General features: G+C 52.9%; 28 protein-coding genes. All 28 read left to right on the top strand.

Translation table 11 applies throughout. The features are described from left to right. Positions 1-280 precede the first annotated feature (280 nt). The 28 genes from rpsJ (at position 281) to rplQ (ending at position 13,904) form a co-directional block, all read left to right on the top strand. Complete coding sequence (rpsJ, locus tag AB5Y85_RS13660; protein WP_005307944.1) at positions 281-592, top strand: 30S ribosomal protein S10; 312 nt, start codon at positions 281-283, stop codon at positions 590-592. A 22-nt stretch (positions 593-614) separates the two neighbouring features. Further along, positions 615-1,247, top strand: coding sequence for a 50S ribosomal protein L3 (gene rplC, locus AB5Y85_RS13655; RefSeq protein ID WP_005340620.1), 633 nt, complete (start codon positions 615-617; stop codon positions 1,245-1,247). A 17-nt stretch (positions 1,248-1,264) separates the two neighbouring features. After that, a complete protein-coding gene (gene rplD / locus AB5Y85_RS13650) occupies positions 1,265-1,870 on the top strand; it encodes a 50S ribosomal protein L4 (RefSeq protein ID WP_005340616.1) in 606 nt (201 codons plus the stop codon). After that, positions 1,870-2,169: a 50S ribosomal protein L23 gene (gene rplW / locus AB5Y85_RS13645; protein ID WP_342690021.1), complete on the top strand. Its 300-nt coding sequence runs from the start codon at positions 1,870-1,872 to the stop codon at positions 2,167-2,169. Before rplD ends, rplW begins: the two co-directional genes overlap by 1 nt. A gap of 15 nt (positions 2,170-2,184) precedes the next feature. Next, the gene (gene rplB, locus AB5Y85_RS13640; RefSeq protein WP_005340614.1) at positions 2,185-3,006 is read left to right on the top strand and encodes a 50S ribosomal protein L2; all 822 of its coding nucleotides are present in this window, start codon (positions 2,185-2,187) and stop codon (positions 3,004-3,006) included. A gap of 22 nt (positions 3,007-3,028) precedes the next feature. Beyond that, entirely contained in the window at positions 3,029-3,307 is a 279-nt protein-coding gene (gene rpsS, locus AB5Y85_RS13635) for a 30S ribosomal protein S19 (RefSeq protein WP_005307960.1), read from the top strand. Between the two features lie 10 nt (positions 3,308-3,317). After that, a complete protein-coding gene (gene rplV, locus AB5Y85_RS13630; protein WP_005319741.1) occupies positions 3,318-3,662 on the top strand; it encodes a 50S ribosomal protein L22 in 345 nt (114 codons plus the stop codon). Positions 3,663-3,665: 3 nt separating this feature from the next. Next, the gene (rpsC, locus tag AB5Y85_RS13625; protein WP_005307962.1) at positions 3,666-4,379 is read left to right on the top strand and encodes a 30S ribosomal protein S3; all 714 of its coding nucleotides are present in this window, start codon (positions 3,666-3,668) and stop codon (positions 4,377-4,379) included. A 13-nt stretch (positions 4,380-4,392) separates the two neighbouring features. After that, positions 4,393-4,806: a 50S ribosomal protein L16 gene (gene rplP / locus AB5Y85_RS13620; protein WP_005340612.1), complete on the top strand. Its 414-nt coding sequence runs from the start codon at positions 4,393-4,395 to the stop codon at positions 4,804-4,806. Then, positions 4,806-4,997, top strand: coding sequence for a 50S ribosomal protein L29 (gene rpmC / locus AB5Y85_RS13615; RefSeq protein ID WP_005307965.1), 192 nt, complete (start codon positions 4,806-4,808; stop codon positions 4,995-4,997). Before rplP ends, rpmC begins: the two co-directional genes overlap by 1 nt. After that, a complete protein-coding gene (gene rpsQ / locus AB5Y85_RS13610) occupies positions 4,997-5,245 on the top strand; it encodes a 30S ribosomal protein S17 (RefSeq protein ID WP_005307966.1) in 249 nt (82 codons plus the stop codon). The genes rpmC and rpsQ overlap by 1 nt, the downstream gene beginning before the upstream one ends. A gap of 147 nt (positions 5,246-5,392) precedes the next feature. Further along, complete coding sequence (gene rplN / locus AB5Y85_RS13605) at positions 5,393-5,761, top strand: 50S ribosomal protein L14 (RefSeq protein WP_005307975.1); 369 nt, start codon at positions 5,393-5,395, stop codon at positions 5,759-5,761. 11 nt (positions 5,762-5,772) lie between these two features. Next, positions 5,773-6,090: a 50S ribosomal protein L24 gene (rplX, locus tag AB5Y85_RS13600; RefSeq protein WP_005307977.1), complete on the top strand. Its 318-nt coding sequence runs from the start codon at positions 5,773-5,775 to the stop codon at positions 6,088-6,090. Between the two features lie 13 nt (positions 6,091-6,103). Continuing rightward, positions 6,104-6,643 carry a 50S ribosomal protein L5 gene (rplE, locus tag AB5Y85_RS13595; protein WP_005331162.1) on the top strand — a complete coding sequence of 180 codons (540 nt, stop codon included), beginning with the start codon at positions 6,104-6,106 and terminating at the stop codon, positions 6,641-6,643. A 10-nt stretch (positions 6,644-6,653) separates the two neighbouring features. After that, positions 6,654-6,959 carry a 30S ribosomal protein S14 gene (gene rpsN / locus AB5Y85_RS13590; protein ID WP_005340609.1) on the top strand — a complete coding sequence of 102 codons (306 nt, stop codon included), beginning with the start codon at positions 6,654-6,656 and terminating at the stop codon, positions 6,957-6,959. Positions 6,960-6,980: 21 nt separating this feature from the next. Then, the gene (gene rpsH, locus AB5Y85_RS13585; protein ID WP_005307980.1) at positions 6,981-7,373 is read left to right on the top strand and encodes a 30S ribosomal protein S8; all 393 of its coding nucleotides are present in this window, start codon (positions 6,981-6,983) and stop codon (positions 7,371-7,373) included. Positions 7,374-7,386: 13 nt separating this feature from the next. Continuing rightward, on the top strand, positions 7,387-7,920 hold the full coding sequence (gene rplF, locus AB5Y85_RS13580) for a 50S ribosomal protein L6 (protein WP_257687961.1): 534 nt from the start codon (positions 7,387-7,389) through the stop codon (positions 7,918-7,920). A 9-nt stretch (positions 7,921-7,929) separates the two neighbouring features. Then, the gene (rplR, locus tag AB5Y85_RS13575; RefSeq protein WP_005340606.1) at positions 7,930-8,283 is read left to right on the top strand and encodes a 50S ribosomal protein L18; all 354 of its coding nucleotides are present in this window, start codon (positions 7,930-7,932) and stop codon (positions 8,281-8,283) included. Between the two features lie 14 nt (positions 8,284-8,297). Continuing rightward, a complete protein-coding gene (rpsE, locus tag AB5Y85_RS13570; RefSeq protein WP_005340605.1) occupies positions 8,298-8,798 on the top strand; it encodes a 30S ribosomal protein S5 in 501 nt (166 codons plus the stop codon). A gap of 6 nt (positions 8,799-8,804) precedes the next feature. Continuing rightward, positions 8,805-8,984: a 50S ribosomal protein L30 gene (gene rpmD, locus AB5Y85_RS13565; RefSeq protein ID WP_005307985.1), complete on the top strand. Its 180-nt coding sequence runs from the start codon at positions 8,805-8,807 to the stop codon at positions 8,982-8,984. A 2-nt stretch (positions 8,985-8,986) separates the two neighbouring features. Then, entirely contained in the window at positions 8,987-9,424 is a 438-nt protein-coding gene (gene rplO, locus AB5Y85_RS13560) for a 50S ribosomal protein L15 (protein ID WP_005340604.1), read from the top strand. Positions 9,425-9,432: 8 nt separating this feature from the next. Further along, the gene (secY, locus tag AB5Y85_RS13555) at positions 9,433-10,761 is read left to right on the top strand and encodes a preprotein translocase subunit SecY (protein WP_005340602.1); all 1,329 of its coding nucleotides are present in this window, start codon (positions 9,433-9,435) and stop codon (positions 10,759-10,761) included. A 27-nt stretch (positions 10,762-10,788) separates the two neighbouring features. Further along, positions 10,789-10,902, top strand: coding sequence for a 50S ribosomal protein L36 (gene rpmJ, locus AB5Y85_RS13550; protein ID WP_005319705.1), 114 nt, complete (start codon positions 10,789-10,791; stop codon positions 10,900-10,902). Positions 10,903-11,041: 139 nt separating this feature from the next. Further along, positions 11,042-11,398 carry a 30S ribosomal protein S13 gene (gene rpsM, locus AB5Y85_RS13545; protein WP_005307991.1) on the top strand — a complete coding sequence of 119 codons (357 nt, stop codon included), beginning with the start codon at positions 11,042-11,044 and terminating at the stop codon, positions 11,396-11,398. 14 nt (positions 11,399-11,412) lie between these two features. Continuing rightward, positions 11,413-11,802: a 30S ribosomal protein S11 gene (gene rpsK, locus AB5Y85_RS13540; RefSeq protein ID WP_005307993.1), complete on the top strand. Its 390-nt coding sequence runs from the start codon at positions 11,413-11,415 to the stop codon at positions 11,800-11,802. 39 nt (positions 11,803-11,841) lie between these two features. Beyond that, positions 11,842-12,462, top strand: a complete 621-nt coding sequence (rpsD, locus tag AB5Y85_RS13535; protein WP_005340600.1) for a 30S ribosomal protein S4 — start codon at positions 11,842-11,844, stop codon at positions 12,460-12,462. A gap of 25 nt (positions 12,463-12,487) precedes the next feature. Then, positions 12,488-13,477 carry a DNA-directed RNA polymerase subunit alpha gene (gene rpoA, locus AB5Y85_RS13530; RefSeq protein WP_005307997.1) on the top strand — a complete coding sequence of 330 codons (990 nt, stop codon included), beginning with the start codon at positions 12,488-12,490 and terminating at the stop codon, positions 13,475-13,477. Positions 13,478-13,520: 43 nt separating this feature from the next. Further along, positions 13,521-13,904, top strand: a complete 384-nt coding sequence (rplQ, locus tag AB5Y85_RS13525; protein WP_005307999.1) for a 50S ribosomal protein L17 — start codon at positions 13,521-13,523, stop codon at positions 13,902-13,904. Positions 13,905-14,048: the final 144 nt, after the last annotated feature.

The following is a 14,048-nucleotide window of genomic DNA, read 5'->3' as shown; positions in this document are numbered from 1 at the left end:
GCAGCAGAGTGCGTTGCCGCAGGCGAGATCCATCTGTCACATAAAACTGCGCATAATCTGTTCGCTCTCCCTTGCGCAAATTTGAAAAATCCGTATAATCCCCTCCGCTTACCCATGAGGTAAGCCAGACGATATGTCTGCTGCTGAGTTTCCTGTTTACAGGAGCCAGCCATACAGTCCTCCCGATATGGGGGGAAACGTGAAAAATCACACCTCTGGCGGGAGCAATCTCGGTCGGGCGGTGTTGATTTATGTTCTTTTATCTATTGGAGCTCTGTCAATGCAGAACCAAAGAATCCGTATCCGCCTGAAGGCTTTTGATCATCGCCTGATTGATCAATCCACTGCGGAAATCGTTGAAACTGCTAAGCGCACTGGCGCGCAGGTTCGCGGTCCTATTCCGCTGCCGACTCGCAAAGAGCGCTTCACCGTCCTGATCTCCCCGCACGTCAACAAAGATGCGCGTGATCAGTACGAGATCCGCACTCACAAGCGTCTGGTAGACATCGTTGAGCCGACTGACAAGACCGTAGACGCCCTGATGCGTCTGGATCTGGCAGCTGGTGTAGACGTCCAGATCAGCCTGGGTTAATTACGGAAAGAGGTTGATAACAATGACAATCGGTCTTGTAGGTCGCAAAGTGGGTATGACTCGCATCTTCACTGAAGATGGCGTTTCTATCCCGGTGACTGTTATCGAAGTTGAAGCTAACCGTGTAACTCAGGTCAAATCTGTAGAAACCGACGGCTACAACGCTATTCAGGTTACCACTGGCGCCAAGAAAGCCAGCCGTGTGACCAAGCCGGAAGCTGGCCACTTCGCCAAAGCTGGTGTAGAAGCCGGTCGCGGTCTGTGGGAATTCCGCCTGAACAACGGTGAAACTTTCACTGTTGGTAGCGAGCTGAAAGTAGATCTTCTCGCTGACGTTAAGCTGGTAGACGTTACCGGCACATCCAAAGGTAAGGGCTTTGCTGGTACTGTTAAGCGCCACAACTTCCGCACCCAGGATATGACCCACGGTAACTCCTTGTCTCACCGCGTTCCGGGTTCTATCGGTCAGAACCAGACTCCGGGTCGTGTATTCAAGGGCAAAAAGATGGCTGGTCACATGGGTGCTGAGCGTGTAACGACTCAGAACCTGGAACTGGTTCGTGTTGACGCTGAACGCAACCTGCTGCTCATCAAAGGTGCAGTACCGGGTGCAACCAACGGCAACGTGATCGTCAAACCTGCCGTCAAAGCGTAACGTCTGAGGAGATAGTAATGGAATTGGTAATGAAAGACGCCAAGAGCGCTCTTGAAGTTTCCGAGACTACCTTCGGGCGCGAATTCAACGAAGCTCTGGTTCACCAGGTCGTCGTTGCATATGCCGCTGGTGCCCGTCAGGGTACTCGTGCGCAGCTGACTCGCTCTGAAGTGTCTGGTGGCGGCAAAAAGCCGTGGCGTCAGAAGGGTACTGGTCGTGCCCGTGCTGGCTCCATCCGTTCGCCCATCTGGCGTTCCGGTGGTGTGACTTTTGCTGCTAAGCCGCAAGATCACAGCCAGAAAGTAAACAAGAAGATGTACCGCGGCGCTATCCGTAGCATTCTGTCCGAGCTGGTACGTCAAGAGCGCCTGATCGTTGTTGAGAAGTTCGGCATCGAAGCTCCGAAGACCAAAGAACTGATCGCCAAGCTGAAAGAAATGGAACTGACTGACGTTCTGATCGTGACTGCTGAAGTCGATGAGAACCTGTTCCTGGCTGCTCGCAACCTGTACAAAGTTGACGTGCGTGACGTTGCCGGTATCGACCCGGTCAGCCTGATCGCTTTCGACAAGGTTCTGATGACTGCTGACGCAGTTAAGCAAATCGAGGAGATGCTGGCATGATCCGTGAAGAGCGTCTGCTGAAAGTTCTGAAGGCTCCGCACATCTCTGAAAAGAGCACCATGGTTGCAGAAAAGCAGAACACTATCGTGTTCAAAGTTGCTGTTGATGCTACCAAGGCGGAAGTCAAAGCTGCAGTTGCGAAACTGTTCGAGGTCGAAGTTGAGACCGTCCGTACCCTGAACATGAAGGGTAAGACCAAGCGCGCAGGTGCACGCGTAGGCCGTCGTTCCGATTGGAAAAAGGCTTATGTGACCCTGAAAGCTGGTCAGGACATCGACTTCATGGGCGCAGCCGAGTAAGAGGAGTTCTCAAAAATGGCAATCGTTAAGTGCAAGCCTACTTCTCCGGGCCGCCGCCACGTCGTCAAGATCGTCAATCAAGAGCTGTACAAGGGCAAGCCCTTCGCCGCTCTGCTGGACAGCAAAAGCAAGTCCGGTGGTCGTAACAACAACGGCCGTATCACTACCCGTCATATCGGTGGTGGTCACAAGCAGCACTACCGTATCGTCGACTTCAAGCGCGACAAAGACGGTATCCCGGCTAAAGTAGAGCGCCTGGAATACGATCCGAACCGTACCGCTAACATCGCTCTGGTGTTGTATGCAGACGGTGAGCGTCGTTACATCCTGGCTCCGAAAGGCCTGAAAGCTGGTGACGCGATCGCTTCTGGTGCTGATGCAGCCATCAAGGTAGGTAACGCCCTGCCGATGCGCAACATCCCGGTTGGTTCTACCGTTCACGCTGTAGAGATGAAACCTGGTAAAGGTGCACAGCTGGCTCGTTCCGCTGGTACTTTCATCCAGATCCTGGCTCGTGAAGGTAACTATGTAACTCTGCGTCTGCGTTCCGGCGAAGTACGTAAAGTTCTGGCCGAGTGCCGCGCTACCATCGGTGAAGTCGGTAACTCCGAGCACATGTTGCGTCAACTGGGTAAAGCCGGTGCAAACCGCTGGCGTGGTATTCGTCCGACCGTTCGCGGTATGGCGATGAACCCGGTTGACCACCCGCACGGTGGTGGTGAGGGTCGTAACAAGGGCATGCAGCCTGTGTCCCCATGGGGCCAGAAGGCTAAAGGCTTCAAGACCCGTAAGAACAAGCGTACCGACAAGTACATCGTACGTCGTCGTAACAAGTAATTGTTAACATAGAGGAATCACCATGCCACGTTCTCTCAAGAAGGGTCCATTTATTGACCTGCACTTGCTGAAGAAGGTAGAGAAAGCGGTGGAAAGCGGGGATAAAAAGCCGGTTAAAACCTGGTCCCGTCGTTCAATGATCATCCCGAACATGATCGGTTTGACCATCGCTGTCCATAATGGTCGTCAGCACGTTCCGGTTTTCGTTACCGAAGAAATGATCGGTCACAAACTGGGTGAATTCGCACCGACTCGTACTTATCGCGGCCATGCTGCTGATAAGAAGGCTAAGAAGCGCTAAGGGATAAATGATGGAAGCTATCGCTAAACACCGTTATGCCCGTACTTCTGCCCAGAAAGCTCGTCTGGTAGCCGATCAAGTACGTGGTCTGTCCGTAGACAAGGCTCTGAATATCCTGACCTTCAGCCCGAAAAAGGCTGCAGTGCTGGTTAAGAAAGTGCTGGAATCTGCCATTGCAAACGCTGAGCACAACGAAGGCGCCGATATCGACGCGCTGCGTGTTGCTACTATCATGGTCGACGAAGGTCCCTCCATGAAGCGCATCCGTCCGCGTGCCAAAGGTCGTGCGGATCGTATCCTCAAGCGTACCGCTCACATCACTGTAGTGGTATCCGACGCTAAGGCTGGGAGATAAGCAATGGGTCAGAAAGTACATCCTAATGGCATTCGCCTGGGTATTACCAAGCCTTGGAATTCTACCTGGTTCGCGAACACCAAAGACTTCGCTGACAACCTGTACAGCGATTTTCAAGTACGCCAGTTCCTGACCAAGGAACTGAAAAACGCGTCCTTGTCCAAGATCACCATTGAGCGTCCGGCCAAGAGCATCCGTGTGACCATTCACACCGCTCGTCCGGGTGTTGTCATCGGTAAGAAAGGCGAAGACGTTGAGAAGCTGCGCAAAGCTGTAGCCACTATTGCTGGCGTGCCTGCTCAGATCAACATTTCCGAAGTCCGCAAGCCGGAGCTGGATGGCAAACTGGTTGCCGACAGCATCACTTCCCAGCTGGAGCGTCGTGTAATGTTCCGTCGTGCTATGAAGCGCGCCGTACAGAACGCAATGCGCCTGGGTGCCAAGGGCATCAAAGTGGAAGTTTCCGGTCGTCTGGGCGGCGCTGAAATCGCGCGTACCGAATGGTACCGTGAAGGTCGTGTGCCGTTGCACACCCTGCGTGCCGACATCGACTACGCAACTTCTGAAGCCCACACCACTTACGGTGTGATCGGCGTTAAAGTTTGGATCTTCAAGGGCGAAGTTCTGGGCGGTCTGGCTGCTGTTAACGCTGCCGCTGCTCAAGAGCAAGCTCCTGCAAAGCCCAAGCGTGACAACAAGCGCCGCGCTGCTAAGTAAGGAGATTCGGTAAATGTTGCAACCTAAGCGTACTAAATTCCGCAAGACCCACAAGGGTCGTAACCGCGGTCTGGCCACCTCTGGTAACGAAGTATCCTTCGGTACCTTTGGCCTGAAGGCGACATCCCGTGGTCAACTGACTGCTCGTCAAATCGAAGCAGCCCGTCGTGCCATGACCCGTCACGTTAAGCGTCAAGGTAAGATCTGGATCCGTGTGTTCCCGGACAAGCCCATCACCGAAAAGCCCCTCGAAGTTCGTATGGGTAAAGGTAAGGGTAACGTGGAATACTGGGTTTGCCCGATCCAGCCTGGCAAGGTTCTGTACGAGATGGACGGTGTACCTGAGGCTCTGGCGCGTGAAGCGTTTGCCCTGGCCGCAGCTAAGCTGTCTGTTCAGACCACTTTCGTAATTAAGACGGTGATGTGATGAAAGCCCAAGATCTGCGTCAAAAGAGCGTCGAAGAACTGAACCAGGAGCTGCTGGGCCTGCTGCGCGAGCAATTCAACATGCGCATGCAAGCGTCCACCGGCCAGCTGGCTCAGACTCACACTCTGAAACAAGTGCGTCGTGACGTCGCACGTATCAAGACTGTACTGACTGAGAAGGCAGGTGCGTAATGACTGACAAGATCCGTACTCTGCAAGGTCGTGTAATCAGCGACAAGATGGACAAGTCCATCACTGTTGCTATCGAGCGTAAGGTAAAGCACCCGATCTACGGTAAGATCATCAAGCGCACTACCAAGCTGCACGTGCATGACGAAAACAACGAGTGCAAAGCTGGCGACCTCGTGGAAATCCGCGAATGCCGCCCGCTGTCCAAGACCAAGTCCTGGACCCTGGTTGCCGTTGTAGAAAAGGCCTAATCGGTACTTTGTAGTCCAAGCGGCCCCTTTCAGGGGCCGTTTGTTTTTTAGGCTACCTTTTCTGAAAATCCTGTGTTATAGTTTCGCGCCTTTTGAAGGCAGCCAGATCCCATTAGGGATAAGAAGTAAACAAAGCGGAGCACTAAGATGATCCAGATGCAAAGTATGCTGGGTGTTGCCGACAACTCCGGCGCTCGCAGTGTAATGTGTATTAAGGTTCTGGGTGGCTCGCACCGCCGTTACGCCGGCATCGGCGACATCATCAAGGTTTCCATCAAGGAAGCCATTCCTCGCGGTAAAGTGAAGAAAGGTGATGTGTATAACGCGGTGGTCGTACGCACCCGTAAAGGCGTTCGTCGTCCGGACGGCTCTGTCATCCGTTTCGACAACAATGCGGCTGTGTTGCTTAACAACAACCAACAGCCAATCGGTACTCGTATTTTTGGCCCGGTGACCCGTGAACTGCGTAATGAGAAGTTCATGAAGATTGTGTCCCTGGCACCCGAAGTACTGTAAGGAGTCGAACGATGGCAGCTAAAATCCGTCGCGAAGACGAAGTGATTGTTCTTACCGGCAAAGACAAGGGCAAGCGTGGCAAAGTCACTCAAGTCCTGATTGCAAAAGGTAAGGTAATCGTGGAAGGCATCAACCAGGTGAAGAAACACCAGAAGCCGGTACCCGCACTGGGTCAGGCTGGCGGTATCGTCACCAAAGAAGCCCCCATCGATGTATCAAACGTAGCGCTGTTCAACTCTGCCACTGGCAAAGCTGACCGCGTTGGTTTCCGGATTGAAGACGGCAAAAAAGTCCGTTTCTTCAAATCCACCGGCGAACTTGTGAAGTAATTGGAGTTTAACGATGGCGAAACTGCATGATTACTACAAATCCGATGTAGTAAATGAACTGTCCAAGCAGTTCGGTTACAAGACTATCATGCAAGTCCCTCGGATCGAGAAAATCACCCTGAACATGGGTGTTGGTGAAGCGATCTCTGACAAGAAATTGCTGGAAAATGCTGCTGCCGATATGGCTGCTATTTCCGGTCAGAAGCCGCTGATCACCAAAGCTCGCAAATCTGTTGCGGGCTTCAAGATTCGTGAAGGCTACCCGATAGGTTGTAAAGTAACCCTGCGTGGCGAGCGTATGTGGGAGTTCCTGGAACGGCTGATCTGCATCTCCGTACCGCGTATCCGTGACTTCCGTGGCCTGAACGCTAAAGCGTTCGACGGTCGTGGTAACTACTCCATGGGCGTGCGTGAGCAGATCATCTTCCCGGAAATCGACTATGACAAAGTCGATCGCGTCCGTGGTCTGGATATCACCATCACCACTTCCGCGAATACCGATGAAGAAGGCCGTGCTCTGCTGGCTGCCTTTAACTTCCCATTCCGCAAGTAAGGTTAGGGTTATGGCTAAAACATCCATGAAAGCGCGCGAAGCAAAGCGTGCCAAGCTGGTAGCCAAGTACGCGACCAAGCGTGCCGAGCTGAAAGCTATCATCGTTGACATGAACGCTTCTGAAGAAGCGCGTTGGGATGCTGTACTGCAACTGCAACAGCTGCCCCGTGATTCCAGTCCGTCCCGCCAGCGTAACCGTTGCAATATTACTGGTCGTCCGCACGGTTTCCTGCGCAAGTTTGGCCTGTCTCGCATCAAGGTGCGTGAGCATGCCATGAAGGGCGAAATTCCGGGCCTGAAGAAGGCTTCTTGGTAACGAATCTCGGGAGTTAGACTTATGAGCATGCAAGATCCGATCGCGGACATGCTGACCCGCATCCGTAACGGTCAGGCGGCGAGCAAAGTTGCGGTTTCCATGCCTTCTTCCAAGCTGAAAGTGGCTATTGCCAAAGTGCTGAAAGAAGAAGGTTACATCGCTGGCTACTCTGTAGCTGGTGACGTGAAGCCGGAACTGGAAATTGAACTGAAATATTTCCAGGGCAAGCCAGTTGTAGAACTGATCCAACGCGTAAGCCGTCCAGGCCTGCGTATTTACAAGCGCACTACTGATCTGCCGAAAGTTATGGGCGGTCTCGGTGTTGCTATCGTGTCCACGTCTAAAGGTGTGATGACTGACCGTGCTGCTCGCAAAGCAAGCATGGGCGGTGAGATCATCTGCTACGTCGCTTAATAGGAGGTAGGAAATGTCTCGTGTTGCTAAGGCACCCGTCACTATTCCTGCTGGCGTAGAGGTGACTCTGAACGGCCAGGAACTGACCATCAAAGGTGGTAAAGGTTCTCTGGTTCGCTCTATTCACGCCGGTGTAGAAGTGACCAAAGAAGACAATGTACTGAAGTTCGCCCCGCGCGCCAGCATCGCTGGTGCTGACGCTCAGGCCGGTACTGCCCGTGCATTGGTCAACAACATGGTAATCGGTGTTACCCAAGGCTTCGAGCGCAAGCTGCAGCTGGTTGGTGTAGGTTATAAAGCCTCCATCAAGGGCAATGCTGTTGCGCTGGCTCTGGGCTTCTCTCACCCGGTAGAGCATGCGCTGCCGGCTGGTGTGACCGCTGAGTGCCCGACTGCTACAGAAATCGTTCTGCGTGGCGTCGACAAGCAGCTGGTTGGCCAAGTCGCCGCCGATATCCGTGCTTACCGCGCTCCGGAGCCCTACAAGGGCAAGGGTGTACGCTATGCCAACGAGCAAGTGCGTACTAAAGAAGCTAAGAAGAAGTAAGGTAACACTATGGACAAGAAAGCAGCTCGTCTCCGTCGTGCTACTCGTGCTCGGAAAAAGATGCAGGAACTGGGAGCTACCCGTCTGGTTGTTCACCGTACCCCGCGTCATATCTATGCGCAGGTTATTGCAGCCAACGGTTCCGAAGTTCTGGCCTCTGCTTCCACAGTAGAGAAAGCCATCAGTGAAGCTCTGAAATACACCGGTAACGCAGATGCTGCTACCGCTGTAGGTAAGGCTATCGCTGAGCGTGCTATTGCCAAAGGCGTTCAGAACGTATCTTTCGATCGTTCCGGTTTCAAGTATCACGGTCGCATCGCTGCCCTGGCAGCTGCCGCACGTGACGCTGGTCTTCAGTTCTAAGCTAGGAGTCGAAGATGGCTAAAGTCGAATCTCAAGCCGGCGAACTGCAAGAAAAGCTCATTGCAGTAAACCGTGTTTCGAAAACTGTTAAAGGTGGTCGTATCATGTCCTTCACCGCGTTGACCGTGGTGGGTGATGGTAACGGCCGTGTAGGTTACGGTTACGGTAAAGCCCGTGAAGTTCCGGCTGCTATTCAAAAAGCAATGGAACAGGCTAAGCGTAATCTGAACAAGGTTGAGCTGAACAACGGCACTCTGCACCACCCGGTGCGTGGTGTTCACTCTGGCTCCACCGTGTTCATGAAGCCGGCCTCCCAAGGTACTGGTATCATTGCAGGCGGCGCTATGCGTGCTGTTCTGGAAGTTGCCGGTATCCACAACGTGCTGGCCAAGACCTACGGTTCCACCAACCCAATCAACGTTGTTCGCGCTACTGTAGACGCTCTGGTTCACGGTCAATCACCGGAACAGATCGCTGCCAAGCGTGGTCTGCGCGTTGAAGAAATTCTGGGGTAATGCGACATGGCTAACACTGTAAAAGTAACTCAAACTCGCAGCTCTATCGGCCGTCTGCCAAAGCACAAGGCGACTCTGCGTGGTCTGGGTCTGCGTCGCATTGGTCACACCGTTGAGCTGGAAGATACTCCTTGCGTACGCGGCATGATCAACCAGGTTTATTACATGGTTAAGGTGGAGGGCTAAGCATGCGTCTGAACACTCTGTCTCCGGCCGCTGGTTCCAAGCCTGAAAAACAACGTCGTGGTCGTGGTATCGGCTCCGGCCTGGGCAAGACTGGTGGTCGTGGTGTTAAAGGCCAAACCTCTCGTTCCGGTGGCGGCAAAGTTCGCAACGGTTTCGAAGGCGGCCAGATGCCTTTGAAAATCCGTCTGCCGAAGTTCGGTTTCTTCTCTCGCAAATCTTTGGTTTCTGCCGAAGTGCGTCTGAATGAAATCGCCCTGGTAGAAGGTGATGTGGTCGACCTGAGCACTCTGAAGCAAGCCGGTGTTGTTACTAAGAACATCGTGTTCGCTAAAGTTGTTCTGTCAGGCAACATTGACCGTGCTGTGACCGTTCGTGGTCTGTCCGTCACCAAAGGTGCACGCGCAGCCATCGAGGCCGCTGGCGGTAAAATCGAGGAATAATCAGTACAATGGCTAAGAAACCAGGATTGGATGTTAAAGCACAGGGTGGTCTGAGTGAACTGAAGAGCCGTCTGCTCTTCGTTCTCGGGGCGATTATCGTTTTCCGTGCAGGCTCTTATGTGCCGATTCCTGGTATTGACGCCGCCGTACTGGCCGAGTTGTTCCAGCAACAGAAGGGCACCATCATTGAGATGTTCAACATGTTCAGTGGTGGTGCACTCTCGCGTGCTTCTATTCTTGCGTTGGGGATCATGCCGTACATTTCGGCGTCGATCATTATCCAGCTGCTGACAGTGGTTCACCCCGCTCTTGCTGAACTCAAGAAAGAAGGTGAATCCGGCCGTCGCAAGATTAGCCAATATACCCGTTGGGGCACGCTGGTTTTGGGAACTTTCCAGGCCATTGGTATTGCAACCGGTCTGCCGAATATGATGCATGGACTCGTGACTAATCCGGGTCTAGGCTTCTATTTCACAGCGGTTGTGAGTCTGGTCACCGGTACCATGTTTTTGATGTGGTTGGGTGAGCAGATTACCGAGCGTGGGATTGGTAATGGTATCTCGTTGATTATTTTCACAGGTATCGTTGCTGGTCTGCCGCATGCCATTGGCGCTACGGCCGAACAGGCACGTCAAGGGGAATTGCACATCCTGCTGTTGTTGTTGCTGGGCTTGATTGTTTTCGCAGTGACTTACTTTGTGGTGTTCGTGGAGCGTGGTCAGCGTCGTATCGTCGTTAACTATGCCAAGCGTCAACAAGGCCGCCAGGTATTTGCCGCGCAAAGCACACACCTGCCGTTGAAAGTGAATATGGCTGGTGTGATTCCTGCGATTTTCGCATCCAGTATCATCCTCTTCCCGGGGACCATTACCTCTTGGTTTGGTCAGGGCGAGGGTAAAGTAGCTGATATCCTGCAACAGGTCTCTATGGTCCTGCAGCCGGGTCAACCGCTTTACGAGATGCTGTATGCAGCAGCCATTATCTTCTTCTGCTTCTTCTATACCGCGCTGGTGTTCAACCCCCGCGAGACAGCAGATAATCTGAAGAAGAGTGGAGCCTTTATCCCGGGGATCCGCCCGGGCGAGCAGACAGCACGTTACATCGATAAGGTTATGACTCGCCTGACATTGGCAGGTGCGCTCTATATAACCTTTATCTGTCTGGTACCCCAGTTCTTGATGACTGCCTGGAACGTACAGTTCTACTTCGGTGGCACTTCGCTGCTGATTATCGTGGTAGTTATCATGGACTTCATGGCTCAGGTTCAAACCCATATGATGTCTCATCAATATGGTGACGTCCTGAGGAAGGCCAACCTGAAGGGCTACGGCCGCTAAAGGTCGGCGTAGTTACGGAGTTAAGCAATGAAAGTTCGTGCTTCCGTTAAGGCAATCTGCCGTAACTGCAAAATCATCAAGCGTCACGGTGTGGTGCGTGTGATTTGCAGCGAGCCAAAGCATAAACAACGCCAAGGCTAATTTTTTACGGTTAGTACTTGCAACAAATAGTTGTGCTGGCTAATATAGCCAGCCAACTTTTGTTGTGTATTGGTTGACCGCCACGTATCCGCTCACGGGCTTTGTGGTGGTCGTAATCTACTATATGTAGGAGTGAATAGTGGCCCGTATCGCTGGCATTAACATTCCTGACCATAAGCATGCAGTCATCGCTTTGACTGCTATTTATGGCGTCGGTCGTACCCGCTCCAAGGCCATCTGTGCCGCAGCCGGTATCGCTGAGAATGTGAAAATTAAAGACCTGGACGAAGCTCAGATCGAGAGTCTGCGTGAACAAGTAGGTAAATTCACCGTTGAAGGTGACCTGCGTCGTCAGATTTCCATGAACATCAAGCGATTGATGGATCTGGGTTGCTACCGTGGTTTGCGTCACCGTCGTAGCCTGCCTGTTCGTGGTCAACGTACCAAGACCAACGCTCGTACCCGTAAGGGTCCGCGCAAGGCTATCAAGAAGTAACGGGAAGGTAGAAAATGGCTAAAACTCCGACTCGTGCTCGCAAGCGCGTTAAAAAGCAAGTGAGCGACGGTATTGCGCACGTTCATGCATCTTTCAACAACACAATCGTGACCATTACTGACCGTCAGGGCAATGCTCTGTCTTGGGCTACTTCTGGTGGTTCCGGTTTCCGTGGTTCTCGTAAGTCCACCCCGTTCGCTGCTCAGGTAGCTGCCGAGCGCGCTGGTGAGATGGCCAAAGAATATGGCGTCAAGAACCTGGAAGTCATGGTCAAAGGTCCGGGTCCCGGTCGTGAGTCTTCCATCCGCGCCCTGAACGCGGCTGGTTTCCGCATCACTAACATTACTGATGTGACTCCGATCCCGCACAACGGTTGTCGTCCTCCCAAGAAGCGCCGCGTATAACGCTGTAGCTACTTGGTCTAGGATTGTTGGAGAAAGAAGATGGCAAGATATATCGGTCCTAAGCTTAAGCTTAGCCGTCGTGAGGGCACCGACCTCTTCCTGAAGTCAGGTGTTCGTGCGATTGATTCTAAGTGCAAGATTGACACCGCCCCTGGTCAGCATGGTGCGCGCAAAGCGCGTCTGTCCGACTACGGTGTTCAGCTGCGCGAGAAACAAAAAGTTCGTCGTATCTACGGCGTATTGGAAAAACAGTTCCGCAACTACTACCGCGACGCTGCCCGTCAAAAGGGTAACACCGGTGAAAACCTGTTGCAGCTGCTGGAAGGTCGTTTGGACAACGTTGTTTACCGTATGGGCTTCGGCGCTACCCGTGCTGAATCTCGTCAGCTGGTGAGCCACAAGGCTATCATGGTAAACGGTCGCGTTGTGAACATTCCTTCTTTCCAGGTTTCCCCTGAGGACGTGATCTGCGTTCGTGAGAAGGCTAAGAAGCAAGCGCGTATCAAAGCTTCCCTGGAAGTTGCTGGTCAGCGTGAGAAGCCGACTTGGGTAGAGGTTGACGCCGCTAAAATGGAAGGTGCTTTCAAGCGTCTGCCAGAGCGTTCCGACCTGTCTGCCGACATTAACGAACAGCTGATCGTCGAGCTTTACTCCAAGTAAAGCTAGCTTCTAAAGAGAGGACACAATGCTGGGTTCTGTAACAGATTTTCTTAAACCGCGGCTAGTTGACATCGAGCAAGTTAGCCCGACTCATGCGAAAGTGACTCTTGAGCCACTCGAGCGTGGCTTTGGTCACACGCTGGGCAACGCCCTGCGTCGTATTTTGCTGTCATCTATGCCCGGTTGTGCAGTTACTGAAGTCGAAATTGACGGGGTACTGCACGAGTACAGCAGCAAAGAAGGTGTACAGGAAGACATTCTTGAAATCCTGCTCAACCTGAAAGGTATCGCTGTGAAGCTGGAAGGCAAGGACGAGGTAACTCTGTCCCTGACCAAGTCTGGAACAGGCCCCGTTACCGCTGGTGATATCACTCACGGTGATGAAGTCGAGATCGTAAACCCGGAGCACGTAATCTGCCACCTGACTGGTGCCAATGCTGAAATCAGCATGCGCCTGAAAGTTCAGCGCGGTCGTGGTTATGTGCCTGCTTCTGCTCGTGTTCACAACGATGATGAAGAGCGTCCTATTGGTCGCCTGCTGTTGGACTCCGCGTTCAGCCCCATCGTTCGTATTGCCTACAATGTTGAGGCAGCACGTGTGGAACAGCGTACCGACTTGGACAAGCTGGTCATCGACATGGAGACCAATGGTACCCTGGATCCTGAAGAAGCCATCCGTCGTTCTGCCACTATTCTGGCCGAGCAACTGGAAGCCTTCGTGGATCTGCGCGATGTCAGCGTGCCCGAGAAGAAAGAAGAGAAACCCGAGTTTGATCCGATTCTGCTACGTCCTGTCGATGATTTGGAGCTGACAGTTCGTTCTGCGAACTGTCTGAAGGCAGAAGCTATCCACTATATTGGTGATCTGGTACAGCGTACCGAAGTTGAGTTGCTTAAGACTCCTAACCTCGGTAAGAAGTCCCTGACTGAGATCAAGGACGTGTTGGCCTCCCGTGGTCTGTCTCTTGGCATGCGCCTTGAGAACTGGCCGCCCGCCAGCATCGCTGACGAGTAATCCAGATTACGGGTTTCACAGATTTAGTTAGAAGGATAAGGTCATGCGCCATCGTTTGAGTGGTCGTCAACTGAACCGGAACAGCAGCCATCGTCAGGCAATGTTCCGCAACATGGCCAGCTCCCTGGTTCGTCATGAGATCATCAAGACGACTCTGCCTAAGGCAAAAGAGCTGCGTCGTGTAGTTGAACCGCTGATCACCCTTGCCAAGACTGATAGCGTTGCTAATCGTCGCCTGGCATTTGCCCGTACTCGCGATAACGCGATCGTGGCTAAGCTGTTCAATGAACTGGGCCCGCGCTACCTGGAGCGCGCCGGCGGTTATACTCGCATTCTGAAATGCGGTTTCCGTGCTGGCGACAACGCCCCAATGGCTTACATTGAGCTGGTAGACCGCCCGGCCGCTGCTGAAGCAGCTGCTGAGTGATAAAGAAAAAGCCGGGCTTGTCCCGGCTTTTCTTTTAATGAATTCTGATACTGCCTCAACTGCCTCAACTGCCTCAACTGCCTCAACTGCCTCAACTGCCTCAACTGCCTCAACTGCCTCAACTGCCTCAACTGCCTCAACTGC

Source organism: Aeromonas sp. R3-1, assembly GCF_040908345.1.
In the GTDB taxonomy this organism is placed as follows: domain Bacteria; phylum Pseudomonadota; class Gammaproteobacteria; order Enterobacterales; family Aeromonadaceae; genus Aeromonas; species Aeromonas veronii.
The sequence above is the reverse complement of the archived record's forward strand: the minus strand, read 5'-3'. Positions and strand labels throughout refer to the sequence as shown.

Coding starts and splice junctions, on each gene's coding strand:
- rpsJ (WP_005307944.1), top strand. CDS start 281: ATGCAGAACCAAAGAATCCGTATCCGCCTGAAGGCTTTTGATCATCGC.
- rplC (WP_005340620.1), top strand. CDS start 615: ATGACAATCGGTCTTGTAGGTCGCAAAGTGGGTATGACTCGCATCTTC.
- rplD (WP_005340616.1), top strand. CDS start 1,265: ATGGAATTGGTAATGAAAGACGCCAAGAGCGCTCTTGAAGTTTCCGAG.
- rplB (WP_005340614.1), top strand. CDS start 2,185: ATGGCAATCGTTAAGTGCAAGCCTACTTCTCCGGGCCGCCGCCACGTC.
- rpsS (WP_005307960.1), top strand. CDS start 3,029: ATGCCACGTTCTCTCAAGAAGGGTCCATTTATTGACCTGCACTTGCTG.
- rplV (WP_005319741.1), top strand. CDS start 3,318: ATGGAAGCTATCGCTAAACACCGTTATGCCCGTACTTCTGCCCAGAAA.
- rpsC (WP_005307962.1), top strand. CDS start 3,666: ATGGGTCAGAAAGTACATCCTAATGGCATTCGCCTGGGTATTACCAAG.
- rplP (WP_005340612.1), top strand. CDS start 4,393: ATGTTGCAACCTAAGCGTACTAAATTCCGCAAGACCCACAAGGGTCGT.
- rpmC (WP_005307965.1), top strand. CDS start 4,806: ATGAAAGCCCAAGATCTGCGTCAAAAGAGCGTCGAAGAACTGAACCAG.
- rpsQ (WP_005307966.1), top strand. CDS start 4,997: ATGACTGACAAGATCCGTACTCTGCAAGGTCGTGTAATCAGCGACAAG.
- rplN (WP_005307975.1), top strand. CDS start 5,393: ATGATCCAGATGCAAAGTATGCTGGGTGTTGCCGACAACTCCGGCGCT.
- rplX (WP_005307977.1), top strand. CDS start 5,773: ATGGCAGCTAAAATCCGTCGCGAAGACGAAGTGATTGTTCTTACCGGC.
- rplE (WP_005331162.1), top strand. CDS start 6,104: ATGGCGAAACTGCATGATTACTACAAATCCGATGTAGTAAATGAACTG.
- rpsN (WP_005340609.1), top strand. CDS start 6,654: ATGGCTAAAACATCCATGAAAGCGCGCGAAGCAAAGCGTGCCAAGCTG.
- rpsH (WP_005307980.1), top strand. CDS start 6,981: ATGAGCATGCAAGATCCGATCGCGGACATGCTGACCCGCATCCGTAAC.
- rplF (WP_257687961.1), top strand. CDS start 7,387: ATGTCTCGTGTTGCTAAGGCACCCGTCACTATTCCTGCTGGCGTAGAG.
- rplR (WP_005340606.1), top strand. CDS start 7,930: ATGGACAAGAAAGCAGCTCGTCTCCGTCGTGCTACTCGTGCTCGGAAA.
- rpsE (WP_005340605.1), top strand. CDS start 8,298: ATGGCTAAAGTCGAATCTCAAGCCGGCGAACTGCAAGAAAAGCTCATT.
- rpmD (WP_005307985.1), top strand. CDS start 8,805: ATGGCTAACACTGTAAAAGTAACTCAAACTCGCAGCTCTATCGGCCGT.
- rplO (WP_005340604.1), top strand. CDS start 8,987: ATGCGTCTGAACACTCTGTCTCCGGCCGCTGGTTCCAAGCCTGAAAAA.
- secY (WP_005340602.1), top strand. CDS start 9,433: ATGGCTAAGAAACCAGGATTGGATGTTAAAGCACAGGGTGGTCTGAGT.
- rpmJ (WP_005319705.1), top strand. CDS start 10,789: ATGAAAGTTCGTGCTTCCGTTAAGGCAATCTGCCGTAACTGCAAAATC.
- rpsK (WP_005307993.1), top strand. CDS start 11,413: ATGGCTAAAACTCCGACTCGTGCTCGCAAGCGCGTTAAAAAGCAAGTG.
- rpsD (WP_005340600.1), top strand. CDS start 11,842: ATGGCAAGATATATCGGTCCTAAGCTTAAGCTTAGCCGTCGTGAGGGC.
- rpoA (WP_005307997.1), top strand. CDS start 12,488: ATGCTGGGTTCTGTAACAGATTTTCTTAAACCGCGGCTAGTTGACATC.
- rplQ (WP_005307999.1), top strand. CDS start 13,521: ATGCGCCATCGTTTGAGTGGTCGTCAACTGAACCGGAACAGCAGCCAT.